The 26,145-nt window shown below is 59.7% G+C and carries 26 protein-coding genes; 14 read left to right on the top strand and 12 right to left on the bottom strand.

The window, feature by feature from the left end; all coding sequences use genetic code 11:
• Positions 1-7 precede the first annotated feature (7 nt).
• Entirely contained in the window at positions 8-2,479 is a 2,472-nt protein-coding gene (gene plsB / locus BY454_RS12030; protein WP_104416718.1) for a glycerol-3-phosphate 1-O-acyltransferase PlsB, read from the bottom strand.
• Positions 2,480-2,619: 140 nt separating this feature from the next.
• Here plsB and nudC point away from each other — a divergent pair, with 140 nt between their 5' ends.
• The 3 genes from nudC to BY454_RS12015 all read left to right on the top strand — a co-directional run bounded on the left by nudC (position 2,620) and on the right by BY454_RS12015 (position 5,066).
• On the top strand, positions 2,620-3,456 hold the full coding sequence (gene nudC / locus BY454_RS12025) for an NAD(+) diphosphatase (RefSeq protein ID WP_104416717.1): 837 nt from the start codon (positions 2,620-2,622) through the stop codon (positions 3,454-3,456).
• A complete protein-coding gene (murI, locus tag BY454_RS12020) occupies positions 3,449-4,258 on the top strand; it encodes a glutamate racemase (protein ID WP_104416716.1) in 810 nt (269 codons plus the stop codon). Before nudC ends, murI begins: the two co-directional genes overlap by 8 nt.
• 142 nt (positions 4,259-4,400) lie before the next feature.
• Positions 4,401-5,066, top strand: coding sequence for a LuxR C-terminal-related transcriptional regulator (locus BY454_RS12015; RefSeq protein ID WP_104416715.1), 666 nt, complete (start codon positions 4,401-4,403; stop codon positions 5,064-5,066).
• A 92-nt stretch (positions 5,067-5,158) separates the two neighbouring features.
• On the opposite strand, the gene BY454_RS12010 is transcribed toward BY454_RS12015, so the two are convergent.
• On the bottom strand, positions 5,159-6,139 hold the full coding sequence (locus tag BY454_RS12010) for a D-2-hydroxyacid dehydrogenase (protein WP_181049693.1): 981 nt from the start codon (positions 6,137-6,139) through the stop codon (positions 5,159-5,161).
• Between the two features lie 148 nt (positions 6,140-6,287).
• Between BY454_RS12010 and BY454_RS12005 the strand changes: the two genes are divergently transcribed.
• The 3 genes from BY454_RS12005 to BY454_RS11995 are packed head-to-tail and all read left to right on the top strand — an operon-like array spanning position 6,288 to position 8,317.
• A complete protein-coding gene (locus BY454_RS12005; RefSeq protein ID WP_104416713.1) occupies positions 6,288-7,514 on the top strand; it encodes a pyridoxal phosphate-dependent aminotransferase in 1,227 nt (408 codons plus the stop codon).
• 6 nt (positions 7,515-7,520) lie between these two features.
• Complete coding sequence (locus BY454_RS12000; protein ID WP_104416712.1) at positions 7,521-7,712, top strand: CPXCG motif-containing cysteine-rich protein; 192 nt, start codon at positions 7,521-7,523, stop codon at positions 7,710-7,712.
• Positions 7,713-7,744: 32 nt separating this feature from the next.
• Positions 7,745-8,317: a DUF1439 domain-containing protein gene (locus BY454_RS11995; protein ID WP_258075644.1), complete on the top strand. Its 573-nt coding sequence runs from the start codon at positions 7,745-7,747 to the stop codon at positions 8,315-8,317.
• 85 nt (positions 8,318-8,402) lie between these two features.
• Here BY454_RS11995 and BY454_RS11990 read toward each other — a convergent pair whose 3' ends face one another.
• Positions 8,403-9,560: an isocitrate/isopropylmalate dehydrogenase family protein gene (locus BY454_RS11990; RefSeq protein ID WP_104416711.1), complete on the bottom strand. Its 1,158-nt coding sequence runs from the start codon at positions 9,558-9,560 to the stop codon at positions 8,403-8,405.
• A gap of 198 nt (positions 9,561-9,758) precedes the next feature.
• Between BY454_RS11990 and BY454_RS11985 the strand changes: the two genes are divergently transcribed.
• The 4 genes from BY454_RS11985 to BY454_RS11970 all read left to right on the top strand — a co-directional run bounded on the left by BY454_RS11985 (position 9,759) and on the right by BY454_RS11970 (position 12,127).
• Entirely contained in the window at positions 9,759-10,523 is a 765-nt protein-coding gene (locus BY454_RS11985) for an EAL domain-containing protein (RefSeq protein ID WP_181049692.1), read from the top strand.
• 23 nt (positions 10,524-10,546) lie between these two features.
• A complete protein-coding gene (locus BY454_RS11980) occupies positions 10,547-10,903 on the top strand; it encodes a hypothetical protein (RefSeq protein WP_181049691.1) in 357 nt (118 codons plus the stop codon).
• Between the two features lie 33 nt (positions 10,904-10,936).
• The gene (locus tag BY454_RS11975) at positions 10,937-11,707 is read left to right on the top strand and encodes an SDR family oxidoreductase (RefSeq protein WP_104416710.1); all 771 of its coding nucleotides are present in this window, start codon (positions 10,937-10,939) and stop codon (positions 11,705-11,707) included.
• A 171-nt stretch (positions 11,708-11,878) separates the two neighbouring features.
• Positions 11,879-12,127: a DUF2798 domain-containing protein gene (locus BY454_RS11970; RefSeq protein WP_104416709.1), complete on the top strand. Its 249-nt coding sequence runs from the start codon at positions 11,879-11,881 to the stop codon at positions 12,125-12,127.
• Positions 12,128-12,130: 3 nt separating this feature from the next.
• Here BY454_RS11970 and dacB read toward each other — a convergent pair whose 3' ends face one another.
• A complete protein-coding gene (gene dacB, locus BY454_RS11965) occupies positions 12,131-13,687 on the bottom strand; it encodes a D-alanyl-D-alanine carboxypeptidase/D-alanyl-D-alanine endopeptidase (RefSeq protein WP_104416708.1) in 1,557 nt (518 codons plus the stop codon).
• Positions 13,688-13,897: 210 nt separating this feature from the next.
• Between dacB and BY454_RS11960 the strand changes: the two genes are divergently transcribed.
• Positions 13,898-14,311: a GFA family protein gene (locus BY454_RS11960; RefSeq protein ID WP_104416707.1), complete on the top strand. Its 414-nt coding sequence runs from the start codon at positions 13,898-13,900 to the stop codon at positions 14,309-14,311.
• Positions 14,312-14,339: 28 nt separating this feature from the next.
• Here the strand turns inward: BY454_RS11960 and BY454_RS11955 are convergent, their stop codons facing one another.
• The 8 genes from BY454_RS11955 to BY454_RS11920 form a co-directional block, all read right to left on the bottom strand.
• Entirely contained in the window at positions 14,340-15,461 is a 1,122-nt protein-coding gene (locus BY454_RS11955) for a PQQ-dependent sugar dehydrogenase (protein ID WP_104416706.1), read from the bottom strand.
• A 239-nt stretch (positions 15,462-15,700) separates the two neighbouring features.
• Positions 15,701-16,510: a (2Fe-2S)-binding protein gene (locus BY454_RS11950; protein WP_104416705.1), complete on the bottom strand. Its 810-nt coding sequence runs from the start codon at positions 16,508-16,510 to the stop codon at positions 15,701-15,703.
• Positions 16,497-18,527: a Fe(3+)-hydroxamate ABC transporter permease FhuB gene (gene fhuB, locus BY454_RS11945; RefSeq protein ID WP_104416704.1), complete on the bottom strand. Its 2,031-nt coding sequence runs from the start codon at positions 18,525-18,527 to the stop codon at positions 16,497-16,499. Before fhuB ends, BY454_RS11950 begins: the two co-directional genes overlap by 14 nt.
• The gene (locus BY454_RS11940) at positions 18,517-19,449 is read right to left on the bottom strand and encodes an iron-siderophore ABC transporter substrate-binding protein (protein WP_104416703.1); all 933 of its coding nucleotides are present in this window, start codon (positions 19,447-19,449) and stop codon (positions 18,517-18,519) included. Before BY454_RS11940 ends, fhuB begins: the two co-directional genes overlap by 11 nt.
• Positions 19,439-20,212 carry an ABC transporter ATP-binding protein gene (locus BY454_RS11935; RefSeq protein WP_104416702.1) on the bottom strand — a complete coding sequence of 258 codons (774 nt, stop codon included), beginning with the start codon at positions 20,210-20,212 and terminating at the stop codon, positions 19,439-19,441. Before BY454_RS11935 ends, BY454_RS11940 begins: the two co-directional genes overlap by 11 nt.
• 52 nt (positions 20,213-20,264) lie before the next feature.
• Positions 20,265-22,073, bottom strand: a complete 1,809-nt coding sequence (locus BY454_RS11930; protein WP_104416701.1) for an ABC transporter ATP-binding protein — start codon at positions 22,071-22,073, stop codon at positions 20,265-20,267.
• Positions 22,074-22,200: 127 nt separating this feature from the next.
• On the bottom strand, positions 22,201-22,851 hold the full coding sequence (locus BY454_RS11925; protein ID WP_104416700.1) for a NirD/YgiW/YdeI family stress tolerance protein: 651 nt from the start codon (positions 22,849-22,851) through the stop codon (positions 22,201-22,203).
• 177 nt (positions 22,852-23,028) lie between these two features.
• Positions 23,029-23,481 (bottom strand): YaiI/YqxD family protein, encoded by a 453-nt coding sequence (locus BY454_RS11920; RefSeq protein ID WP_104416699.1) that lies wholly within the window; start codon positions 23,479-23,481, stop codon positions 23,029-23,031.
• Positions 23,482-23,593: 112 nt separating this feature from the next.
• Here BY454_RS11920 and BY454_RS11915 point away from each other — a divergent pair, with 112 nt between their 5' ends.
• The 3 genes from BY454_RS11915 (at position 23,594) to BY454_RS11905 (ending at position 25,091) form a co-directional block, all read left to right on the top strand.
• Positions 23,594-23,932, top strand: a complete 339-nt coding sequence (locus BY454_RS11915; protein WP_104416698.1) for a zinc ribbon domain-containing protein YjdM — start codon at positions 23,594-23,596, stop codon at positions 23,930-23,932.
• A 38-nt stretch (positions 23,933-23,970) separates the two neighbouring features.
• Positions 23,971-24,483, top strand: coding sequence for a phosphate-starvation-inducible PsiE family protein (locus tag BY454_RS11910; protein ID WP_104416697.1), 513 nt, complete (start codon positions 23,971-23,973; stop codon positions 24,481-24,483).
• A 104-nt stretch (positions 24,484-24,587) separates the two neighbouring features.
• Positions 24,588-25,091, top strand: coding sequence for a copper chaperone PCu(A)C (locus BY454_RS11905; protein WP_104416696.1), 504 nt, complete (start codon positions 24,588-24,590; stop codon positions 25,089-25,091).
• Positions 25,092-26,145: the final 1,054 nt, after the last annotated feature.

Genomic DNA, 26,145 nt, shown 5'->3' with positions numbered 1-26,145 from the left:
GCTCAAGTCAGGCATCCATCATGGTGATCTGCTGGATCGCCTGCTGCTTCTCCACACTCAGTACCAGCCGGGCGTCTTCCGCGACCTGCTCCAACACTTCGTGATAAACCAACAAGCCCTGCTCATTGGCTTCCAAAACGCCGTTTTCCTGCATGTTGGCAATGAAGTTGCGGAACAGGGTCTTGTCGAAGAACTCCGGCGCATTCAGCCCGAACAGGATCGACATACGTTCGGCCAGCAGCGTACTTTGCTCTTCCAGCTCTTCGGCGGTCAGTGTGCCGGACCCGTATTTGCGCAGAATGCCCAGCACAAGGTGGTAGCGCTCCAGGGTCTGGATGATAAACCGGGCCAGGATTCGCACTCGCAGCATCTCATCGGTGCCTTCCTCCGGACGCCCGATGCGGTCGTTTTCCAGCTGGTGCAGCAGACCCTGCTCAATCAATACGTCAATCCAGTGCTGGATAACGGTTTCAATCTCCTCCCGGGGATAGTGCAGGAACAGCTCCGACTGCAGGTAGGGGTAGGCGGCGGTCGCCAGGAACACAATCTTTTCGCGGCGAAGGCTGGGCCGGGTCTCGAACAGGCTGGCAATCAGGGCCGGCAGCGCGAACAGGTGCTGGATGTTGTTCCGGTAATAGGTCATCAGGATGGCGTTGCGACCTTCCAGGGCGATGATGTCGCCCAGCTTCTGGGGCTGGCGGATCACCAGGCCCATGTTTTCGCAATACGCCAGCCAGTCCCGCCCGCTGCCGTCGGGCAGTGTTACGGTGTCTGCGTAGGGGTAGGCCCGTAAGAGGTTGGCGTACTGATCCATCAGGCGGATCAACTGGCCCTCGTCCATGGCCATGCGTTCGGTGCCCAGCAGGGTGGTGGCGGTCAGGCCAATGGGGTTCACTGCCACGGCGGCATTGATGCCACTGGCGACACGCCCGGCCAGATCATTGACCACCTGGGGCAGCCAGTAGGGTCGGTAATCCTCGCTGTAGGTTTCCGTGCGCCAGTTCGGGTGATCTTCATCCAGCACGTCGGCCAGGTGCAAAGGCTCACCAAAGTTCACGGACACCTTGCCGAAGGAGTGGCGCAGCTTGCGGGCGGTTTTTGCCAGCCCCAATACGCTCTCTTTTTGTTTCTTCTTGCCCCGCAGCTCGCCCAGATAGGATCGCCCTTCCATGACCTTCTCATAGCCAATGTAGACCGGTACAAACACGATGGGTTTGCGGTGATCGCGCAGGAAGCTGCGCACGGTCATGGCCAGCATGCCCGCCCGTGGTTGCAACATGCGCCCGGTACGGGAGCGCCCGCCTTCCACGAAGTATTCCACCGAATAGCCCCGGGTGAAGATCACGTGCATGTATTCATTGAACACCGTGGCGTACAGCGGGTTATCCCGGAAGCTCCGGCGCATGAAAAAGGCGCCGCCACGGCGCAGGATGGGGCCAACGATGGGCATATTCAGATTGATGCCGGCGGCAATGTGGGGCGGCATCAATCCGTTGCGGTAGAGCACGTAGGACAGCAGAAGATAGTCCACGTGGGAGCGGTGGCAGGGCACATAGACCACGGCGTTGTCCTGGGCCGCTTCCCGGGCAATTTCTATGTTGTGCACATCCACGCCATCGTAGATCCGGTTCCACAGGCGGGATAGAAGCCGCTCCAGCACCCTGATGGCGACCACCGACATATTCGCGGCAATCTCGTCGGCGTATTTGTAGGCCCTGCGGCGAACCTTATGCTGCGGAACCTTGTCTGTGGCCGCCGTTTTCTGGATTGACTCTTTTACCGCCTGGGACCGAATCAGTCCATCCACAAGGGTGCGGCGGTGGGATAGATCGGGGCCCAATACCGCCTGACGCACCCGGCGGAAATAGGTGCGAAGGAGCCGTGCCAGCTTGCGGTTGGCCTTGGCCTCGTTGTCCCGGTATTCGTCAATGGTTTCCTGGAGCGACAGCGGTTGGCCGAACTGCACATAGGTATTGCGCCCGTGCAGAAGAATGATCAGGAACTTCTGCAGGCGACCGGCCACCGACCAGTTATCTGACAGCAGCAGTTTGACCAGGGATCGCTCTTTGTCGGGTGCCCGGCCCCAGAGCATGGCCACGGGAACCACCTGTACTTCCTGTTCCGGGTGCTCCAGGCCAAAGCGCACCAGTTCGTTGAATTCGTCGGTGGCCACCAGCTTTTGGCGGCGCCCCCGGAACAGGCCGGTAATGCGCTTGTACAGGAAGAAAAAGGCATGGCCTGGACCATCCTTGACTGGCAACGTGTCGTGGGACCCCGGCAGTTTGGCTCGACGCACTTCCTGCTCCAGCACCAGCCGGCTGGACAGGGAGCGGTACTGAAGCACGTAGCAAACCGGTTTGTCCGGGTCCAGGCCCAGCGCTTCCAGGGTGTTGCCGCTTACATCAGTCCTGACCCACAAAAACAGGATTTTGCGAAGAAGAGACAGGATCAGGTTACGAACGCCCTGGTAAAATCGCATGTAAAGGTTTCTCCGGCCCTGGGAACAGGCCACAAGTCTACCGGGTTGTGTGAGGGTGGCAAAGCCTGGCAATTCTTGTGGATGTTGAAGATGTGGTACATTTCCCGGCACGCAAATCAGTGGTTGGCAGAGTAGGGTTTATGGTGGATAACGGATCGGATTGGTTGCCGGGCTGGTCGGAGGCCTCGCCAGAGGACGGGGACCTGCTGCTGGCATTTTCCGGAAACGCGATCCTGAAGCCAAGGGACGACTGGTTCCTCACCTGGGGTGGCCCGGAAATGGGCGACAGCCGGCCCGAGGCCCTGGCCATGGGCAGCTGGCGCGGGCGCAAGGTGTTTGTCACCGAACTGCCCGATCCCGGCTTGCCGGGGTTTGAATTGCTGACCCTGCGTGAAGCGCTGCTCGAACGCCCCGATTCCCCGGCTGACCTTCTCAATACCGGTTTCCAGCTCTGGCAATGGTGGCAGGACAATCGCTTTTGTGGTCGCTGCGGGGAGCGAACCGGCCCCCATCCCCGGGAGCGGGCCCGCTGGTGCTCGCGCTGCAATATGCCCTGGTATCCTCGCATTGCTCCCTGTGTCATTACCGTAATCCGCCGTGATGACCGCTTCCTGCTGGCCAAATCCTCCCGGGTGACCCGCAACTTCTACAGCCTGATTGCCGGTTTCGTGGAGCCGGGGGAAAATCTGGAGCAGGCCGTGGCCCGGGAAGTGAAGGAAGAAACCGGGTTGGATATTGAGAACATCCGCTATCAGGCGTCCCAGCCCTGGCCCTTTCCGCACCAACTGATGGTGGGCTTTTTCGCCGATTACCGCAGTGGTGAGTTGCGTTTGCAGGAAGACGAGCTGGCCGATGCCGGCTGGTTCACGGTGGACGACCATCCGCCGGTACCGCCGTCCACCACTATTGCCGGACGGCTGATTCGCGCCATGAAAGCTGACATTGCCGATCAGGGAGGCGAGAACGCCTGTGATTGATCGGTGTGCCCGGGTGTTGGTGTTTGATTCCGGCGTTGGCGGTTTGAGTGTGGCTGACTGCATTCATCGCGCGCGCCCGGATGTGGAGTTGGTCTACCTGGCTGATAACGCTGGTTTCCCCTATGGGGGCCAGCCGGAAGAGGTGGTGGTGGAACGTTGCTGTCACCTGATTGAGCAGTCCCAGGCCGAGCTTCTCTGTGATGTGATTGTGGTGGCCTGCAATACCGCCAGTACCGTCGTGCTGCCGGCCTTGCGGGCCCGTACCGACATTCCGGTGGTGGGCGTGGTGCCCGCCATTAAGCCGGCAGCGGCTTGCAGCAAAAATCGCCGGATCGGTGTTCTGGCCACCCCCGCCACCATTCAGCGGCCCTATCTGGAGGACCTGATCCAGACCTTTGCCGCCGACTGCGAGATTGTCCGGGTCGGCAATCCGGATCTGGTGTGCTGGGCTGAAGGGTTGGTGGCCGGCATTGAGCCGCCTCGCGAGGGAATTGAGCGAGCGTTGGCCCCGTTGCGAGAGACGGGTGTCGATACCGTGGTGCTTGGCTGCACTCATTACCCGTTATTGCTGCCGTGGCTTCGGGCCAGCCTGCCGGACGTCATTACCTGGATGGATTCGGGCGAAGCCATTGCCCGGCGTGTCGATTGCCTGCTGGAGCAGGGCGGCTTCAAAGCGGGCTCCCGGTGTCATCCGGTTGGGAATGACGTTGTGGTCCGGCTCTCCTTTAGCGGCCCCATGCCGGCCAACATCCATTGCTTCATGCGTGAACTGGGGCTCAGCGTCGCGCACACAGGTCAATGAACCCGGACGAGCCCCCGTGTATGCTGTACACTTCGTTCGCCGCTGGTACTCGCTGCCTGGACTGCTTAAGATGTGTTCTGGCAAGATTATGCGCCGCATTTTGGGTAAAATCGCTGCCAACAACCTGTAAGGAATCTGTTGAATGAGTCAAACAATTATCATCGCTGATGATCACCCGCTGTTCCGGGCAGCTTTGAAGCAGGCGGTTAATCAGGCAGTGCCGGATGCCAACACCGTTGAGGTCGACAGCATCAAGTCACTGCAGGCAGCGGTGGAATCCCATCCGGATGCAGATCTCATTCTTCTGGATTTGACCATGCCCGGTGCCCATGGCTTCTCGGGGCTGGTGTTTATGCGCGGGCAGTACCCGGGGTTGCCGGTGGTGGTTGTGTCCGGCTCCGAAGATCTCCAGGTGATGCGCCGCTCCATTGATTATGGCGCTTCCGGTTTCATTCCAAAGTCCGCGCCGCTGCCGACCATCACCCTGGCCATCCAGGCCGTGCTTGAAGGTGATGTCTGGCTTCCAGACGGTGTGGCTGAAAAGATCGAGCGCATGCAGGCCGAGGCAACTGATTTCTCCGACCGCCTGGCCTCGCTGACCCCGCAGCAGTTCCGGGTACTCGGCATGCTGGCCGAGGGCCTGCTCAACAAGCAGATTGCCTACGACCTGGACGTTTCCGAGGCCACCATTAAGGCCCATATTACCGCTGTTTTCCGCAAGCTGGGCGTGCGTAACCGCACCCAGGCGGTGATTGCCATCCAGCAGATGGAAATTGACCCGACGGACCAGTCGCTGTCGGGTGACTGAGGCGAGACGCCCAGCAGCGATTGAAAAGCAGTCAATAAAAAGGGAGCCGTGTGGCTCCCTTTTTCGTCGCGGCTTGTCTTCGTTGCGAAGCGTTATTTCTTGGCGTAACCCAGCTTCTTGTCCACCAGGTTGAACCGGTCCTTGCCCTGCTGCCACAGATCGAAGTTTTCCAGGAACTGGTCGGTCAGCGCCCGCTTCCAGCCGATGAAATCGCCGGCCATGTGGGCGCTCATGGTCACGTTCTCGTAGTCCCACAGCGGGTGGTCTTCCGGTACAGGTTCTTCCTCGAACACGTCCAGGCCGGCACCGGCGATCTCGCCATTATCCAGGGCGCTGATCAGATCGTCGGTTTTGACGATCGGGCCGCGGCCGATGTTGATCAGCCGTGCGCTGTTTTTCATGGCCTTGAAAGCTTTCTGGTCAAACAGGCCCTCGGTCTGCGGTGTCAGCGGCGCGGCAATGACCACGAAATCCGCCTGTGGCAACTGATCGAACAGGTCGTCGTTGCTGTGAATGGCTTCAAAATCCGGGTCGTCCGTCTTGGCCTTGCGGGCAATGCCATGGGGTTCCATGCCGATGCCCCTGGCCAGGCGGGCAATCTGGTGGCCGATGGAACCGGCGCCCACCACCAGCACCCGTTTCTTGTGCACTAGCTCCGTGTCGCGGTGCTTCCACTGGTGCTTTTGCTGCAGCCGGATGTTTTGCGGGAAGTCCTTGGCAAACATCAGCATGGTGCAGGCCACGTACTCCGCGATGCCCCGGTCAAAAATACCCCGGGCGTTGGTTACGGTTACGTCACTTTCAATCAGTCCAGGAAACATCAGGGCATCCACCCCGGCACTGGTGGCGTGGATCCACTGAAGCTTGTCAGCACAGGACCACGCGGCCTCCAGCGCCTCGGTTCGGAAATCCGTAACCATCATCACATCGGTGCCGGGAAGCGTGTCCCGCAACGTTTGCTCATCACTGGCGAAGCGGACTTCGGCCCGCGCCTGCACGTCTTCGATGCCTGGCGGTGCGTCCTCGCCAGGAGCGGTAAGTACGGTTACGACCGGTTTGCTGGATGCTGTCATCTGACCTCCGATGAACCTGCTGTTAAGGAATTAATCTGGTTACAGTCTGGTTCCCGATACAACGCTGGTCAACCCGCTTGCTCCCGCCTGTGTAACTGGCTAACCTGCAGGTACAGTTACCCACTTTTCCCGCCGTCCGGAGGTGTATATGGCAGAAGCCCTGAACAGAGACACCGGCCAAAGCAAACCGCGTAAAATGAAGTACCGCAAAGCCAAGGCCAGTTGGAACCCGGCCATGCAGGCCATTCCGGTATCAGGGATTCGACGGCTGGTGAACATGGCGTCGAACATGAAAGATGTCATTCACCTTTCCATCGGCCAGCCAGATCTGCCAACGCCCAAGCACATCATTGACGCCTACGTGGACGCCCTGAATGCGGGCCAGACCGGCTACACCATGGATGCCGGCCTGCCGGAGCTTCTCGTCGCGCTTCGGGATTATTACGGCAGGCGCTATAACCGCAAGCTGACCCGGGATAACATCCTGATCACCAGTGGCGCCACCGAGGCACTGTACCTGGCAATTTCGGCGACATCGGCGCCGGGCCGCCAGTTCCTGGTAACCGACCCGTCGTTCCTCCTGTACGCACCGCTGATCCGGATGAACGGCGGCGAGGTGAAGTACATTCCCACCCGGGCGGAGAACAACCACCAGCTGGATCCGGATGAGGTTATCCGGGCCATGGGCTCGCGCACCTTTGCGCTGATCCTGAACAACCCGAATAACCCGACAGGCGCGGTCTATCCTCGCAGCACTGTGGAGACCATCCTGGAGGAGTGCGCCTACCGGGGTATCCAGGTCTACGCCGATGAGGTGTACGACCACATGGTGTTCGATGATGACGACTTTGCCAGTGTCCTCAACTGCTCCATGGACCTGGACAACATCATGTGCATCAGTAGCTTCTCCAAGACCTACAGCATGGCGGGGCTGCGCGTGGGCTGGGTGATTTCCAGCCAGGCGGCGATCAAGTCCCTGCGGCGCTACCACATGTTCACCACCTCGGTGGCCAATACCCCGGCCCAGTTTGCTGGGGTAGCAGCACTGACCGCCGATCAGAAGTGTGTCAACGACATGGTGGACATCTATCGGGAGCGTCGGGACAAGATTGTGGAGTTGATCGACCAGACGCCACACATGACCGGCTACAAACCGGGCGGGGCTTTCTACGCCTTCCCGAATCTGCCGCCCCATGTCGACGGTTCCGATCTGGCCCTGAGGATGCTCAAGGAGACGGGTGTTTGCGCCGTGCCGGGGGATGCCTTCGGCGACAACTGCACGAATGCCCTGCGCTTCAGTTTCGCCACCAGCGTGGAGAAGATGGAAGAAGCGTTTGACCGCATCATTCCCTGGATGGCCAAGCAGCAGTTCTAAAGCGCCATGGCCGCAATGGACTCGGTGATGGTGCAATGCCCCTACTGTTGGGAGATGCTGGAAATCAGCATCGACCCTTCAGTGGCGGATCAGGAATACGTGGAAGATTGTCAGGTCTGCTGCCACCCGATTCTACTGACCGTGCACATCGATGAGCAGCAGGTGCCGACAGTCGAGGCCCGGGCCGAAAACGAGTAAGTTGACGATTCAATAACCGGGACACAGAGATCATGTTGAGAACAAAACTGCGCGGGGTGCTGTTACTGGCAGGGACCATGATGGCCTTGTTGGTCAGTGGCTGCGCTAGCATGGCGCCTTACTCCATTTCCGAAGCTGAGATTGAGGATCACCTGAAGAAGGCGGTCTCGGACTTTGACCGCCAACAGCTGCAAAGTGGGTCTCCGCTCAGCCTGAGCCTGAGCGATGCCGACATCACCCTCGGGCCGGATGGCCGTAACGTGGCGGTGATCGATCTGCGAGGCCAGGTGGCGCTCAATGCATTGATGGCCAAACTGCCGGTGGACCTGGCCCTGAAAGTGGAAGGCTCGCCGGTGTATGACAGCGAGGAAAAAGCGGTCTACGTGCGCAGGCTGCGGTTGCTGGAAAGCTCCATTGATTCGCCGTTTTTCAAGGGGGACCTGGCGCCGGTAACCGACTCGGTGATGCGGGTGGTCTCCCAGATGCTGGAAACCATGCCGGTGTACCGGCTGGATGAAAGTGATCTTAAGCAGCGGATGTTCGGAATGGTGCCGATGGATATCCGGGTTGCGCCGGGCCGGCTGGAGTTTGTGATGGCTGAGTGAGAAGCCCTAAACGAGTCTTGCAAAAGAAAAGGGGAGTGACCAATGTCACTCCCCTTTTTAATGCAAAAAGAGAATAGGGGCCGTCTCAGGAGCCGCGAAGGCGTTTGCAGACAGCGTCACCGATTTCCCGGCTGGTTCTTTGCTGGTTGCCGCACTCTGCCAGGTCTGCGGCCATGGCGTCGAACAGTTCCTGGCCGGCCAATGCCAGGGAGGGATCTTTTCGCCCCAGCCATTCAAGCATGCGTGCGGTGGTAAACAGCATGGCTGTCGGGTCAGCGATGCCCTGGCCAGCTATATCCGGTGCACTGCCATGCGTGGGCTCGAACATGGAGGGCATGTTCGGATTGGTAGGGTTCAGGTTGCAGGACGGAGCAACCCCCATGCCGCCAGACAGCACCGCTGCCAGGTCGGTCAGGATGTCCCCTTGCAGGTTACTGGCCACCACCACGTCGAAAGCCCAGGGGCACTGAACAAACTTCATGCAGGCGGCGTCCACCAGTTCATGGTGGACTGCCACATCGGGGTATTCCTTGCTGATTTCCTCGAACGCTTCGGTGTACATATCGCCCCAGTGGCGCAGGGCATTGCGTTTGGTGATCAGGCACACCTGGCTCTCGCAGGTGCGGCCATCAAGGGTCCGGAAGCTGCGGGTGCGTCCTTCCTGCAGGCGGTCAGCCGCACGCTTCCTGGCCTGGTCAAAGCCATAGCGGATAATCCTGTCGGTCGCCTTGCGGGTAAACACCTCCAACTGAGTGGCCACTTCGTCTGGAGTGCCCTTGCGCAGGCGGCCACCCTGGCTGACGTACTCGCCCTCGCTGTTTTCCCGGATGACCAGCATGTCGATGTCCTTGGCCCGTTCGTCCTTGAGGTACTGACGGGCGCCGGGGAGTAACCGTGCCGGGCGTTCGCACACCCACTGGTCAAAGTTTTTGCGCATGTCCAGCAGCGGGCCCAGGGAAACCGCGTCAGACAGCAGGTAGCGGTCCGGGTCATCCGCAGGGCCGGGATCGCCGAGCGCGCCGAGCAGAATGGCCTGGTAATCACGGAGTTGATCCAGCGCATCCGCCGGCCAGGATTCACCGTGTTGCTCGTGCCAGGCATGCGATGGCCAGGGGAAACGAGTCCACTCCAGCGCCAGATCGTGCTTGGCACGAAGTACTTCCAGGCAGCGTACTGCCTCGGCGATGACCTCCGGGCCAATACCGTCCCCGGGTGTGATTGCAATGCGCGTGGTTTCGGCCATTCAGTAACCTCCAGGTAACCAAGTTTCTTAATGCGGCCCGCTTCCAGTGTAGTCCTCGCGGGACCAGATGCCAGTTACCTATACGTCTGATAGGTAAAGGATGTTTTACCAAGTGAGGGTTGGTCACTATAGTGGGATTCAGTTGATTCCTTTTATTATGTGTATACATTTATGGCATGTGTCTAATCTGGAGAGTCCGTGGAAAAGCCAGACGTATTATTTGACGAATCGCACTGCGAGCAGTGCGCCTGTGGAACCGGGCTGGACTTCTCGTTCAGCTTTGCCTTTCAACCGATTGTGGATGCCGTTACCAAGAGCGTCTTTGCCTACGAGGCGCTGGTTCGTGGGGTGGAAGGCGAAGGTGCCATGTCGGTGCTCTCGAAGGTGAACGAGACAAACCGGTATTCGTTTGACCAGATTTGCCGGGTAAAGGCGGTCAAGCTGGCGGCGAAGCTGGATATGCAGGCATTGCTCAGCATCAATTTCATGCCCAATGCCGTTTACAAGGCCGAGTACTGCATTCGCACCACCCTGGCAGCAGCGAGGACCTACAACTTCGACACCCGCAAGATCATTTTCGAGCTGACCGAAGGCGAAAACCTCTCCTCGGTGGAGCATCTGACCTCCATCATAGAGGCCTACCAGGAAATGGGCTTCAGCACCGCGATTGATGACTTCGGCGCCGGCTACTCCCGCTTCAACATCATGATGGCCAGTCCGCCGGATTTGCTTAAACTGGATATGGGGCTTGTGCGTAACATCCATAACGAGCCTAACAAACAGGCCGTGGTTGCGGGCATCATCACCATGATGCGCCAACTGGGTGGCAGGATTGTGGCCGAAGGTGTGGAAACGCCGGAAGAGTACTTCTGGCTGCGCTCACAGGGGATCACCCTGTACCAGGGGTTCCTGTTTGCCAAACCCGGCTTTGAATGCCTGCCCGAACCTGTCTGGCCGGATTGATTCATCACTAACAGGGGCTGAGAGTGTTCTATCGCCTGATTACCCTTATTGGCGGTCTGGTCTTTGTCGCCGCATTGTTTGGTCTGATCTGGTTTTTCTGCAAGAAATTCCTGCAGCACCAGGGTGTGACCGAACAAGTAGATGACCGCGCCACCGTACTGGCCACCTGGACTTTCGCGGGTGTGGCCGTAGGGCTGGTCTTTGCCGTGGTTGGCGCCTTTGTGCTTGGCCCCTGGGCCTTCTACCGCACCTTGCGAGGCCATGACGTGGATATTTCCGACGCCGCCGCCATCTGGTGGGGACTCGGCATCGTGGTGCTTTCGCTGGGGATTGTCGGCGCCGGTTTCTTTGGCTTCCTGATGCTTGTCGGGGCTTACTAGGCGCTGCCATGACAATAAAATGAAGGGGACTCCATGAGCCAAACCAACCTTTTTGACCTGACCGGCCGTGTTGCACTGGTTACCGGTGCCAGCAGGGGTATCGGCGAAAGCGTCGCACGCACACTGGCGGATTACGGCGCCCACGTGATCGTCTCGAGCCGCAAGATCGACGCCTGTGAAGCCGTGGCCCAGAGCATCCGGGAAGGGGGCGGCAGCGCCGAGGCGGTTGCCTGCCATATTGGCGAAATGGAACAGATCGACGCAATTTGGGATCACATTGGCGAAACCCACGGCAAGCTCGATATTCTGGTCAACAATGCCGCCGCCAACCCCTATTTCGGGCCCATTGAAGACACGGACCTGGGTGCGTTCCAGAAAACCGTGGATGTGAATATCAGGGGCTATTTCTTCATGTGTGCCCGGGGCGCCCAGCTGATGAAAAAAGCCGGTGGCGGCTCAATCGTGAATGTGGCGTCGGTGAATGGCGTGAATCCCGGCCACTTCCAGGGCATCTACTCCATCACCAAGGCGGCGGTGATTTCCATGACCAAGTCGTTCGCCATGGAACTGGGCCAGCAGGGCGTGCGGGTAAACGCGTTGCTTCCGGGGCTGACGGACACCAGATTTGCCAGCGCGCTGACCAGCAACGACGCCATCAAGAAACAGGCCATGGCCCATATTCCCATGAAGCGGGTGGCTGACCCGTCGGAAATGGCAGGCACCGTGCTGTATCTCGTCTCTGACGCTTCCACCTACACCACCGGCGCCTGCATCAACGCGGATGGCGGCTACCTCACCATCTGATCGGTGGCCTGATCGCAGACCAGAGGCCTGGAATTACCGCTCACAAATCCATATGGCAAAACATCGTTTGCTTGCTAAGATGTGCGCCTTCAGAGGGTGGCGCATATCTGTGCAATGTACGGGGTGTTTGCCTGTTTGGATGGTAACGAAGGCGCTCAAGGCGGAGAGAGCATGTCAAAACAGAGAGTGACACGGGTTCGACGGTTTGTGTTTGCGTTTTACATGTCTGGCATCATGTCGTTGCTGATGTCGGGGATTATTACCACGATCAACACTGGCATAAGCGACGGCTTTATTACGCGCTGGGGAGCCGCGTTCCTGGTGGCCTGGGGTGTGGCTTTTCCGCTGGTCAGTTTTATCGCACCACTGGCAAACAAGCTCGCCGACCGCACAATGGCGAAGTTGTTCGGCGCTGAGTGACCGCTATTGGATATTGCTTGAGCCGGTAACGCTGGACTGCGAAATGGTGGTGCCCGTCGGCGGTTGGAAGTGCAGGGAATAGAGCACCCGATCCAGCACGGCCTTGCCATTCCAGGCTGGATCGTTGTTAACCATGCCCACCACCGCCCAGGTGGTGTTGTTCTCATCGCGGGTAAATCCGGCAACGGACCGCACGTTCGCCAACAGGCCAGTCTTGATCCGGCCTTCACCGTCCATGCCGATGTCTTTCAGGCGATTGGCCATGGTTCCGTCCATGGCAATAATCGGCATTGAGGCCATCAGATCGGCCGCGAAAGGGCTGTTCCAGGCGTGTTGCAGAATGTCCGCGCCCTGGCGGGCAGTGATCCGGCCATGGCGGGTCAGGCCGGAGCCGTTGTCGATTACCATGCCCGCCGTGTTGATCCCCTTGCCTTCCAGCCAGGTGTAGATGGCTTTGATGCCGGCCACCCGGTCGTCAAGATCGTCTTCCTGCCGTAGCTCCGCCCCGATGTTCAGCAGCATCTGCCGGGCCATCACGTTACTGCTCCATTTATTGATGTCGCGAATCATGGATACCAGATCCGGCGAACGGGTGCGCATGACCAGCTCCGCCTCTTCGGGAACCTGGGCCAAACGATTAACACCGGCGACCTGCACGCCCACGTCAGACAGCAATGAGCGGATCAGCGACGCTGAGTATTGTTCCTGGGACAGCAGCGACAGGTACTTGGAGGTCCGACAACCCTGTGGCAGCTCGCCCGTGACACGCACGGTCACCTGGTTGCTCTCGTGGAAAACCGGCGTCCAGTCAAAGTTCCGGCGGGCCGGGCAGGGGCCTTCCGGCAAGGCGGTGACCTGGTTGTCGATGGTGATTCCCTGCAATGCCGGAGCGCTCCAGGCTCGGGTGCCACGCTCATCGGAGCGAACCTGGAAATGCAGCAGGTTCAGGTTGGTGAGGTAGGCAGAGGGTTCCACCAGAAACGGAGCGTAGGGATCATCGCCGGAATCGTCGAACTTTGGAAAACCGCCGTCCACCCGGAAACGGCTGCCATCCAGCACCAGATCTCCGGTGATGTGGCTGATGCCCATAGCCCGAAGCTCGCCAAGGGTGGTCCACAGCCGCTCAATGGTCAGCTTGGGATCGCCACTGAAACGGACGTAGAGATTGCCATCCAGGGTGTCACCGTTCATGTGGCCATCGGTCAGGAAATCGGTGGTCCAGCGATAATTGGGGCCAAGCAGTTCAAGGGCGGCGTAGGTGGTCACCAGCTTCATGATCGAGCCGGGGCTCATCAGCTGGTCAGCGTTTACATACTGGTCAATGCCCGGGCCATTAAGGGGAATGGCGGCAACACTGAGGCCTTCGGTGGTGTGCAGGGATTGTTCGGCGTAATCCCGAACTTCCTTGGCCCAGAGTGGCGAGCCGGAAAAAGAATGACGCTCCTGAGCGGAGACGCCTTGAGCGAGGGTGCAACTGGCAGCCAATGCCAGGGCGAGCAGCTTCGACCCGCGGACTTTTGCCGGCGGGAGAATCCTTTTGCGTAAGCCCTGAGCCAGCATGACGGTAGTCCTCTGTAGTCGCTCAAGTTGAAGATAGCGGATTCCGGGCCTTCGGTCCATGGCGGACAGCGCTGGAATCGGCCTATATATTACTTGAAAACCTAGCGCCAGCTGTTTGGTTTGTAAAGGATTTCGAGGGCAGGGTGTGAAATTTAATAAAAGGGTTTATGATCACGCTCCTGAATCTTCAGAAAATACCGGGAGTTAGTGGTGGTTACAGGTCAGTGTTTGTGTGGCGATATCAAATTTGAATACGACGGCCCGCTGGGGCCCATCGCACTTTGCCACTGCAGCCAGTGCCGCCGAGCCCATGGCAGCGCCTTTTCCGCCAGTGCGCCGGTGCAGAAGGTGCGTTTCCGGTTTGTTTCCGGTGAGGAACTGGTTACCGAGTATGAGTCCCGGCCGGGTAAGTACCGGGCTTTCTGCCCACGTTGCGGCAGCCAGTTGTACAGTCGCGTGGATGCGATTCCCGGTATTCTCCGGCTGAGAGTTGGAGCGCTGGATGGCCCCCTTGGCAAGAAGGCCGCGCAGCATGTGTTTGTCGGTTCCAAATCAGACTGGTTCGAGATCACCGATGATCTGCCCCAGTACGAGAAAACGGAGCGCACGAACGATCCGCACTAGGTAGTGGGGGCCGATCAAACCCTGGGGTTCACTCTGTTGGCACCATCCGATAAACCTTCCCACGCGGGGAATCCGTGAGCAGCCAGAGCGCCCCATCCGGCCCCATGCGCACATCGCGGATGCGCTCGCCCAGCTCGGTCAGAAGGTTCTCGATTTCCACCACATCCCCATCTTCAATGGTCAGGCGGACGACTTTGCGCATGGCCAATGCGCCCACGAATAAATCTCCCCGCCACTCGGGAAACAGCTCACCGGTATAGAACGCCATGCCAGAGGGCGCGATGGACGGGTCCCAGAAATGCAGGGGATCTTTCACCCCTTCCATGGTGGTCTTGTTGGAAATGGGCAGCCCCGAGTAGCCAATGCCGTAAGTGACCTTCGGCCAGCCATAGTTGGCGCCGGCTTCCAGGATGTTGATTTCATCCCCGCCCCGGGGCCCGTGTTCGTGGGTCCAGATCTCGCCGGTGTCCGGGTGAATGGTCATACCCTGGATGTTGCGGTTGCCGTAGGTGAAGAAAGTGTCGTTGGCTGAAGGGTCATCCAGGAAGGGGTTGCCCGGCGCTGGTTTGCCGTTGATGGTGATGCGATGAACGCCGCCCGCGTCGTCGCCCAGGTCTTGCGCGCGCTCCTTTTGCCCCCGGTCACCGACTGAAACGTAGAGGTAGCCATTCCGGTCGAATTCCAGACGCCCCGCAAAATGCCGGGTGGTATTGGACCGTGGCAAGGCTTCAAAGATCACCTCAACATCCTCCAAAGCGTCGCCGGTGAATCGCGCTCGGGCAACGCGGGTGGTCATACCGTCCAGGTTGCGGTGGGCGTGGCTCAGAAACAGCAGGCGGTTTTCTTCGAACTGTGGGTGCAGGATCACATCCAGCAGACCGCCCTGACCGGCGGCCACCAAGTCTGGCAGGCCGCTGATGTGGTCCTTCTGCAATTTGCCATCACGGATCACGCGTAGCCGGCCGGCCCTTTCGGTCACCAACTGGTCACCGTTGGGCAGGAAAGCCAGGCTCCAGGGGTGCTCCAGGTTGGTGGCAACAGTCTCCAGGCGAAAATCAGCTTTGTCGGACGAAAACCGTTCATTCGCCAGGCTGGTAGGGCCGGCGGTAAGCAACAGGGTGAATGAGATAACAGCGAGGATCCAGCGCATGGTGCCTCCCGTAGTTAGTCGATAAGCCGCGTACGTCTTTGAACTAAACCATAGGTGTTTGCCTGGGGTTGCGCCAACGGTGAGGCCACTCTGTTGCAATGGCGGATGATAATCATTACTATCCATAGAGTTGTTTTGAGAACTCTCATTCCTTTTCAGGGGAGACGTGGTCATGGAAAGAGAAGTCATTGAAGGACTGAAAATTGCACTCCTGGCTACCGGTTTCACCGCCCTGGCAGTCACCGTTTTGGCGGTGGGCCTTTAATCCCGGGCTCCTTGAGTTCCTCCAGGCGCTGCTTGCGATAGACGCCGCAAGTACCGCAGTAGCCGCCTTCCGGTAGCCGGTATTTCAGGCAACACCCCTTGCGCTGGGGAATGGCGGTTTTTTGCTCACCGAACACGGCGGGTATCCAGTCGATAAAACGGTTGGCGTCGTTATTGAATTGCTCCAGCCATCGTTGCGCCAGCTCACACACCGAATCCGGCTCTGCCAGGTTCCACACCGCCGAGAAAGGCGCACCCAAGCCCAGTCCCACGCTGCTCCAGTAAGCCCCCGGGCTCACGCCCAGCTGTTGCCGGAACACCGGGTACCATTGCCGGGTGTAGTCCGCCATTCCCCTGATGAAATCCGGCTCGTTGACCGGCTGTTGGCTCGGCGTAAGGAGCCACCGGGAGGTCGTCTGCCCGGGCTGGTCTTTCGGGGCCAGGAAGATACGGTTGGGGTCTGGCAGAGGCGCTTGTTCATGGCGGAACAGTCGCAGAACCAGCGGAGCGAGAACGCTTAAGGCCAGGTCCTGCTGCAGGACCGAAGCGTAGGTGCGAATATCGCGCTGGTCAGAAGCCTGCGGGTAATCGGCCTGGATTTGGCGCACCAGCAGTTCGGGTGCCGCCAGGCACTGGGCCAGGGAGAACAGCCCCCGGCGTTCGGAACCGTTGGTCTGCAGGGCGCCGGCCAGTAAGGCTTCCCGGTCCAGCTCCGAGGCCTCCAGCAATCGGGTGTAACGCTGGACCCAACCGACTTCTGTGGCTAAGGGCTCAGGCTTTGCCATGACGGCTGAGCCCCCAGAGGAAATAAAGCCCGCCAACCAGTGCCGCCAGCAGCCCGGCGGGCAATTGGTTCGGGTAGACCACGATGCGGGACAGGTAATCGGCCACGGCCAGCAGCACGCCGCCCACCAGGCCGGCCACAATCAGCTGGCGGCCAACCGTTTGCTGGCCCAGTACCCGGGCGAGGTGAGGGGCAATCAGGCCGACAAAACTCAACGGGCCAATCACCACCGTGGCGGCGGCGGTCAGCACGGCGGCAAGCAGTAGCAGGACCAGCCGCGCCCGTGCCACCGGCAGCCCCAGGGACGACGCCGAGACGTCCCCAAGCGGCAGGATGGTCAGCGGGCGAACGATAACCGCCAACACCGCGCTTATGGTCAGGATGATCGCCATCAGGCTGAACGCTTCGGTTTCCGACACCAGCCAGGTGGAACCGTACATCCAGTTCAGCAGTTTCGAGGCCTGGGTACCGCCTGAAGCCATCACCAGGCGTAATCCCGCATCCATGAATACATACAGCGCCAGCCCGCCCAGCAACAGCTGGTTGCCGGCGAAACGGTGTTTGCGGGCCAGCAGTATCAACAGGCCCAGGGCGCCAGCGGCGCCGGTGGTGGCGGCCAGTACCTGTATGGCACGCCCCGCCTCGATGCCGGAAAGCACCACCAGAACCATAACCAGCGCCGCACCCCCGCTGATGCCCAGCATTTCCGGGCTGCCCATGGGGTTGCCGGTCATGCGCTGGATCAGCGTGCCGGCCAGCCCCAGGGCGACACCGGCCAGGATGGCGGCCAGCATGCGCGGCCCGCGCCAGACCCAGGCTTCGTTCCAGTTGGTCACGGCTGTCCAGTTCCAGCCCTCAAGCCCGGGCGACCAGCCCATGGAAATCACAACGGTTGCCGCCAATAACACCAGCAGAATGCCGGCAATCACGCCGGTGGCTCGGCGTTGGGGCAGGAAACCGGGCGGGCTGGAGGCCTGGCCCGGCATGTGGTGAGTGTTCCGGAACCCCTGCAGGGCCAGAAGAATAATCGGCCCGCCGATCAGCGCGGTGGTGGTGCCGGTGGGAATCAGCGAGCCGTCGCCCCAGGTGGAAGCCCAGTGGGCCAGGGTGTCGGCCAATAACAGCAGCCCGGCCCCCAGCAGCGGGCTCCAGACCAGTTTTTCGCCCAGGGTGCGAGCACCCAGCAGGCGTGCCAGTACCGGCGCGGCCAGGCCGACAAAGGCAATGACGCCCACGCGGCTGACCACCGTGGCGCTCAGCAGCACCACCAGGAACAGCGCCAGCGCCCGGACCCAGGCCACCTTCGCACCCAGCGAGCGGGCGGAAGTCTCGCCCAATTGCAGCAGTTGCAGGGGGCGCATCAGTAGCAGCATAAGCGCAGCGATGATGAGCACCCGGGGCCAGAGATCCAGGAACGGCTGCCAGTTGTTCTGCACCAGAGAACCGGCACCCCAGATAAACAGGTTGCCCAGCCATTCGCCCTTGAGCAGCAGGAACGCCATGTTGGTGGCGCCCAGGAAGAAAGTGATCACCAGCCCGGCCAGGATCACGGTGACCGGTGAGAACCCCAGGCGCCAGGTCAGGGCAATGACCATGGCAATGGCCAGCAGGCCACCCAGAATGGCAGGGATATCCGCACTCCAGGCCAGCAGGCCGGGGAAGAACAGGGAGGCGACGGTGACACCAAACTGGCTGCCGGCGGCCACACCCAAAGTGGTGGGCGAGGCCAGTGGGTTGCCGAGGATCTGCTGGGTAACGGCACCGGCAAGGCCGAGCGCAGCGCCAATCAGAATCGCCATGGAAACCCGCGGGGCCCAGCTGAAGTGGGCCATGACCGAGGCGTAGCTGTCTGCATTAAAACCGATGAAGGCTTCCAGCAACGCCAGGGGCGAGAGCTGCCCCAGCCAGGGGGCAGAGCTGGCCAGTATGGCCGCCGCCCAGAGAACGCCGGCCATTAATGGCAGGCGGGCGGGCATGGATGGCCCCTGCAGGGGAGAGGTGGCGATATTACTCGACATTGTCAGAGCCTCCGGCGAGCAGGGCATCGGTCAGGTAATTGGCCAGGCGCTTGACCTGATAGGCACCGCCAAAGGGCCACACCGGGTCAATCTGGTACACTTGATTGCGTTGTGCGGCGGGCAGGTAAGTCCAGAAGGGGCTGTCGGCCAGGGTGTCCCGCAGGCCCGGCGGAGTGGGGGAGATGGCAATCAGACGGGCATTCCGATGATCTGCCAGAGCCTCCAGACCAACCACCGAGAAGCCCCAGAAATTGCCGTCGTGAGGCCAGGCGTTGTCCAGCCCAAGCGCATCCAGCGCCGTCTGGTAAAGCCCGTTCGGGGCATGGACCCGAACGTGGCGGGCATCCAGGAAGTTCACCAGCGCCACGGGGCGTCCCTGCAAATCAGCCTGTTCCAGCCGGGCACGTTCGTGCTCCAGAGTCTGCTCGATATCGGCCAGCACCGCTTCGGCTTGCTCACGGCGGTCGAGCATGTCACCGAGGGTCAGCAACATTTTTCGAGCCTGCTCGAAAGCATTGATGTCTGGGCGGTAGACACTGATCACGTAGGTGGGGGCGATGCGTTCCAGCAGGCTTTCAGCGGGCGCCATTTCAGCGCTGGTGACGATCAAATCCGGCTCCAGTTCGGCAATGGCCTCCAGGCTGGGGGCGACCCGAGTGCCCACGTTGGCCACGCCTTCCTCGGGCAGAGCGGGTTGCCGGACCCAGTGGTGATAGCCCTGCAGGTCCGCTACGCCCACCGGCGTTACGCCCAGTAGCAGGGCGGCTTCGGTGGCCGCCCAATTGAGCGTGATGATGCGTTTGGGTGGCTGCTCCAGAGTCAGGGAGCCGTTCTCATGCTGCCAGGTGTCCGCAGCGGCGGGGGCCGCCGGCAACGCCATGGCCAGTATCAGGGCCGCGAAAACACAGAGCCTAGTGAACATAGGAAACCCACTGGCTCGGGGCTCGTTCCATCACACCCATGGGCACACTGTAGATCGCCTCCAGCGTGCCCTCTTTCATGATCTCGTCCGGGCGGCCATCGGCAATCAGCCGGCCGGCCTTCAGTGCCACCAGTCGGTCACAAAAACGGGCGGCCAGGTCCACGTCATGCAGCACCACAATCACCGTCAGTTCCCGGCTCTCGGCCAGCCGATGCACCAGGCGCAGGGTCTCCACCTGGTGCTTCACATCCAGCGCGGAGATGGGTTCGTCCAGCAGCAGGCAACGGGTTTGCTGGGCCAGCAGCATGGCAATCCATGCGCGCTGGCGTTCGCCGCCGGAGAGGGTGTCCACGGAACGTTGTGCGAAGGCTTGCAGGCCCGTGTCGGCAATGGCCTGGTCAATCAGTTGTTGGTCTTCCGTGGTGTAACGCCCGAGCGGCCCGCGCCAGGGGTAGCGGCCCAGTGCCACCAGCTCACGGACCGTCAGGCCATCGGTGGCCGGGGGGTGTTGGGGCAGGTAGCCCACCGTGCGGGCAAATTCCCGAGCGGCGGTGTGTTGGAATGGCTTGCCCAGCAGGTGGGTCTGGCCTGTGCTCGGAGCCTGATGCCGGGCCAGCACTTTCAGCAGGGTGGACTTGCCCGAGCCGTTGTGGCCCAGCAGTGCGGTTACTTCACCCTCGGTAAAGCCCAGGTTTACGTCATGAAGAATCGGGGTGTCGCCAATGCGAACCCCGAGGTTGGATACTTCGAAAAATGCCGACATGCTGACTCTCCGTCCTCGAGTGCCGGCATGGTAATCTAAATAATAATTACTATCAATTGTTTGTGTGTGCCAAAACCTGACCGGTCTGTACCTGCCACTGGGCATGATAAGCACCTTGGCGGGCAAGCAGTGACTGGTGGTCGCCCTGCTCAATCACCCGGCCATTCTCAACCACCGCTATGGTGTCAGCTTCCACGATCGTGGACAGCCGGTGGGCAATCATGATCACCGTCCGGTTATGGCCAATCCGCGCAAGCGAACGTTGAATGGCGGCTTCGGTTTCGTTGTCCACGGCACTGGTGGCTTCATCCAGCACCAGGATCGGCGGGTCTTTCAGTAGGGCGCGGGCCAGGGACAGGCGCTGGCGCTGGCCGCCGGACAGCCGCACGCCTCGTTCGCCCACGGCGGTATCCAGGCCTTCAGGCAGTGCGCTGATGAACGACCAGGCCTCGGCTGTTTTTGCCGCCTTTATGATCTCCTCGTCGCTTGCGCCGGGTTTGCCGTAGGCCAGATTGTCGCGAATGCTGCCCTCGAACAGGTACACATCCTGGCTCACCAGGCCAATGGCATCGCGTAGGGATGTCAGGCTGACATCACGGATGGGCTGGCCGTCGATGCGGATCTCGCCACCAGCCGGGTCGTAGAAGCGCAGCAGAAGCTTGATCAGTGTGGACTTGCCGGAACCCGTCGCGCCCACCAGGGCCAGGGTATGCCCCGCCGGTACGTCCAGGCTGATGCCATGTACGCCGGCACCACTGCTGCCATACCGGAATTCAATATTATTGAAGCTGACCTCGCCACGTACCGGCTGGGCCAGGGGTGTTCCGGCCTGGTCATGCACGTTCACCGGCTCGGCCAGCAGGTCCAGGATGCGGCGGGTACTGGCCATGGCCCGTTCGAACAGATCAATCACGGCGGCCAGGCCGGTCAGCGGCCAGAGCAGGCGCTGGGTGAGGAATACCAGCACGCCGTAGGCACCGACATTCAGCGAGCCTTCCAGGGCCATCATCCCGCCCACCGTGAAGGTGGCCAGAAAGCCAGCCAGGATGGCCATGCGGATGACCGGAATGAACGCCGAGCTGATGCGAATAGCGCGCTCGTTGGCCTGCACGTAGGCCTCGCTGGCCTCTCTCAGGCGTTTGGCTTCGCGCTGCTCGGCGGTGAAGCTCTTGATGGTGGCAATGCCGCCCAGGTTATTGGCCAGCCGGCTGGAGAGATCGCCCACTTTCTCACGCACATCGGCATACAGGGGCCCGGCCTTGCGCTGGAAGTAGAACGCGCCCCAGATGATCAGGGGAATCGGCGTGAAGGCCAGCAGGGCAATCAGAGGCGACAGCACGAAGAACACCGCGCCCACGGCCACCACCGTGACACCCACCTGGATCATCGCGTTGGCGCCGCCGTCCAGAAACCGCTCCAGCTGGTTCACGTCGTCGTTCATGGTGGCCACCAACTGGCCGGAGCTGGTGGACTCGAAAAAGCTCATGTCCAGGCGCTGGGCGTGCTCGTAGGCATCCTGGCGAAGATCGGACTGCAGGCGCTGGGCCAGGTTGCGCCAGAGTATCTGGAACAGGTATTCGAACAGCGATTCACCCGCCCAGATGAAGAAGGTGAGGGCGGCCAGCACCGTGATCTGCTCCTGGGCTGTGTCAAAGCCCAGGCCAGCCACGAAGCTTTCCTCCTGGTTGACCACTACATCGATGGCCACACCGATGAGAATTTCCGGGGCAATGTCGAACAGCTTGTTGATGATCGAGCAGGTGGTGGCGGCGATGATCCGGCGGCGGTATCCGCGGGCGTAGCGCAGTAGCCGGAGAAGGGCAGAAAAACTATTGGTATGGGAATCAGGATGGCTGGACATGTTGCGCTCTGGTCTGGGGTTGATCAGTGAGCGCAAAGCCTATCTTTTTACAGGGGCAAATAAAAGAGAATCATTATCATAAAGGCCCCGCCTGATGCGGGGCCTTGGACCTTCAACCGGAAACCTATCAGGACTTGCTGTCATCCAGAAGTGTGACAACACTATCAGCCATGAGTTCCGTTGTTTCAAAGGTGTCGTCTTCCATGTCGCCCGTAACGGTTACCTGATCACCTTCGTTGATTTGCTGGAAGCCTTCATCGTCCATTGGATCGTAAGGCATAAGCGCGGTATCCACGCTCATTTCCTGGGAGCCCGTATCAATGGTGAACTCGGAGCCATTAACACTGGTTACGGTGCCGGTCAGTACCAGCTCGCCGATATCAACTGTGGGGGCCAGGTCCAGGTCCGTAAATGCTTCCTCGTCAGCCGGACTGGCGTAGAAGAAAGTACCCAAGCTGTCGACATAGACGCTGCTGGCTTCAATCTTGGCGGACTCGAATGTATCGTCATCGACTTCGCCATAAACCGTCACTTCATCGCCAGGCAGCACCTCACCGTTTTCTTCGAACCAGTCCCAATCATCCATCTCAACGTCAACCAAGCCTGTGCCGTAGTCCATTGTGAACGTATCGGCTGTTGTGCTGGTAACCTTGCCGCTGAGAGTGATCCACGAACCGTCTGACTTCAGGTAGGGGTTCTCATGATCGGTGGCCAGCGCGGTTGCTGGTGCTGCAATCAGCGTTGAGGCAATTGCGAGGGATAGTGTTGTGCGTTTCATAACTCTCAGATCTCCTTACCAAATGTTTTGGATTTGATCTGTGAATGTATGAATGCCATGTATCGCTTTGCTCAAAGCATTCGATGCCTGTATCAAAACATTAGTAACGGTCCAGGCTTAATAAAAGAACTCTGAAACTCTCGTAATAGTCCGGAAAGGAGCTGTATACACAGTACGCTAGCGCCTTTGATGGCGCTGCAGCCAGCGGTCCAGCTTGTCAGCAAATTCTTTACGGTCCGTCTGGCTGAACGGAGCCGGGCCGCCGGTCACCTGGCCGGCGTTGCGCATTTCTTCCATAAAGTTGCGCATCGCCAGTCGTTGGCGGATGTTCTCCTTGGTAAATGCCTGGCCGCGCGGGTTGAACACATCCGCGCCTTTCTCAATGGCCTCGGCGGCCAGGGGAATGTCCTGGGTGATCACCAGGTCGCCGTTAGTCATCTGGTCCATAATCTCGTTATCCGCCACATCAAAGCCGTGGGCCACCTGCCGACGCTTGATGAACGGGCTGGGCGGCAGGCTGATGGCGTGGTTGGCGATGAACGTGGTCTGGATCTGCCAGCGGACGGCGGCGCGGCAGAGAATTTCCCGGATGGGCACGGGGCAGGCGTCAGCGTCGACCCAGATTGGCATGGCGGTGATCCTTTAAGCGGGTTTTGGTGAGAAGTTTAACCGATGCCTGCGGAGAAATCCTTGCCCGGGAAGGGGTATAATCGCGTTCACACTTTATTAACAGGAAATGATAATGTCTCAACTTCCTCCTTGCCCCCAGTGCAGCTCTGAATACACCTACGAAGACGGTGTGCAACTCGTGTGCCCCGAGTGCGGCCACGAATGGACCGAAGCCGAGCAGGCGGAAGCTGAGTCCGGCCCGGTGGTGCGTGATGCCAACGGCAACGAACTTCAGGACGGCGATGCGGTCACTGTTATCAAGGACCTGAAAGTGAAGGGTTCCAGCACCGTGGTAAAGGTTGGCACCAAAGTAAAAAGCATCCGCCTGGTGGACGGCGACCACGACATCGATTGTAAAATCGACGGTATTGGTGCTATGAAGTTGAAATCGGAGTTCGTTAAAAAGGCCTGATGCGCTTAAAACCACGCAGGCCACGATGGAGATGGCTCATGGCGGGTTCGAACGGTGAGAAAGAAGAGCTGGCGGTTCCGGAGCAGGAAAAGAAACACGAGCTTCACCAGGAACTGCCCATTGATTTCCCCGACCCGTTCTTCCGGGGCCTGCACCGGGTTATCCGGTTTGCCATCCGCGTGCTTGCGGTACTTATGGTGGCAGTGATCCTCTGGGGCGTGGGTGATGTGATTTATATCATCTACGACCGGCTGGTCACGCCACCGTTCCTCCTGCTCGATATCAACGACATCTTTTTCACCTTCGGCGCCTTCATGGCCGTGCTGATTGCCGTGGAAATCTTCATCAATATTCGCCTGTACCTGGGTACCAACGTGTTCCCCGTGCAGTTAGTGGTGGCCACCGCCCTCATGGCCATTGCCCGGAAAGTGATCGTGCTCGACTTCGAAACCCTCACCCCCATGTACCTTCTGGGCATTGCCGCCACCACCCTGGCATTGGGTATTACCTACTGGTTGTTACGCCACGGCGACTCCAGCCGAGACTGGTAGCCTGAAGCGGAACGCTGCGACAATTTGACGCTTGCACGCGATCGGCTGCTGCGCCGATGATTCCTGCAGGAAAAGACCGAAAAACAAGCACCTGGTGATCGAATATGAAGCGACTGAATTCCCTGGCCTGCGCCTCCGCCCTGGCCTGCGCCTTCGCCCTGGCCTGCAGCACCCTGGCTCCGACCGCTCTGGCATCCAACCACGGCACCGTCGGCATCTCCGACCCCTGGACCCGCCCAACCCCGCCGGGCACCCCCATGGGCGTGGGCTACATGGTGATCAGTAATCACACCCACCAGGAAGTCCGCCTGGTAGGCGCCCAAACCCCCAAAGCCGGCCACGTCTCTATCCATGAAACCGTGATGAAGGACGACGTAATGCGCATGCAGCCCGTAAAAGGCGGCTTGGCCATCCCAGCCGGTGAGACTGTCAAGCTCAAGCCGATGAGCTACCACCTGATGCTGGAACAGCTGAACAGCCCCATCGTGGAAGGCGAGCCGGTACCCGTGACCCTGGAATTCGAAGGTGCCGGGCCGATGGATGTGGAATTGCAGGTTCAGCCCATGGATGGAGGCATGACCATGGACCATTCCAAGATGGAACACTGACGCCTGCCAAGCCATGCCTTGCGGAGCTCGACGGCGTTTGCCGTTTGGCTCCGGTATCCCTCCTTTCTTTCCCCCCGTTTTAAGCCTGCCATATCACAAACTAATCAGCCGCGGGGTTGCTCTAGTGGGCCTCTCAAATTGCGTGAAAAAGCGGAGATATGCGACAACTGTCGCGAAAGGCCAGAGTTATGCTGCCAAAGGCGGTGCAAGTGTTTGAAAAATAGTGGCAATCAGTCATGCGAGTTTGGAAATAGGCGAACGCATGATCTGGGACAATCCCGACAATTGACGCCTATTTTCCGGGGCGGTACTGTCGGAGAAAGATAGGTTTCTGATAAAAGGGAAGAAAATGGCGAGTGACTTTGAACTGGTGGCGGGAATAGGCGCGCCTCGGATAGAAGTCATTTGTCGGTGAATTACGCAGTTAACAGTAGGGAGTAGATTTGGGCATAAGTCACCATGACGTTCATGTGCTGGACAGGTTTATAAGGCCATTCGGCAGTTCAGTTTTTGTCCTGATCCTAGCTACGACTTCAGCATTGATCGGTATTTACCTTTCACAGCGAGGTTGTGACTGGACTTGGTTCTCACGGTTTGGTTCAGTGATCACTGTTGCTGGGCTACTCCTCGTAAGCTCGCCCGTATTTGATCAAGGGGTGTATTTATCTCACGCATCAGCGTTCGGCTTTGCCAGCAGAGATGAACATGGGAACTCTCGGATAACCGACGAGACATCAAGAAAAACGGGCAACAAAGTCCTCATCGGTATTGCCGTATCCATTTGCGGTACATTGATCTGGGGATTCGGTGACCTTATTGGGAAGCTAGGCATCTGTTAACAAGTCGCTGTAGTACGCGGCCGATGGCCGCCGGACGCCCTTTTCATTGCGGCTTCGCCTCCATTACAAGGTCGCCGCTAAGCTTTGCGTTAATGGCAAAGGCCTCAGTCTTTTGGTTGGCTTTGTGCCAGTGGCCTTGGTGCCGGGCTTTACTGCCAAAACCGCCTGGTTTGGTGAGCACCAAGGCCGTCAGGGTCCGCGTCTGATTTGGTTGC

Origin of the sequence: Marinobacter persicus (genome assembly GCF_002934325.1) — a bacterium.
GTDB lineage: Bacteria > Pseudomonadota > Gammaproteobacteria > Pseudomonadales > Oleiphilaceae > Marinobacter > Marinobacter persicus_A.
This window is presented reverse-complemented; position numbering and strand designations above follow the sequence as displayed.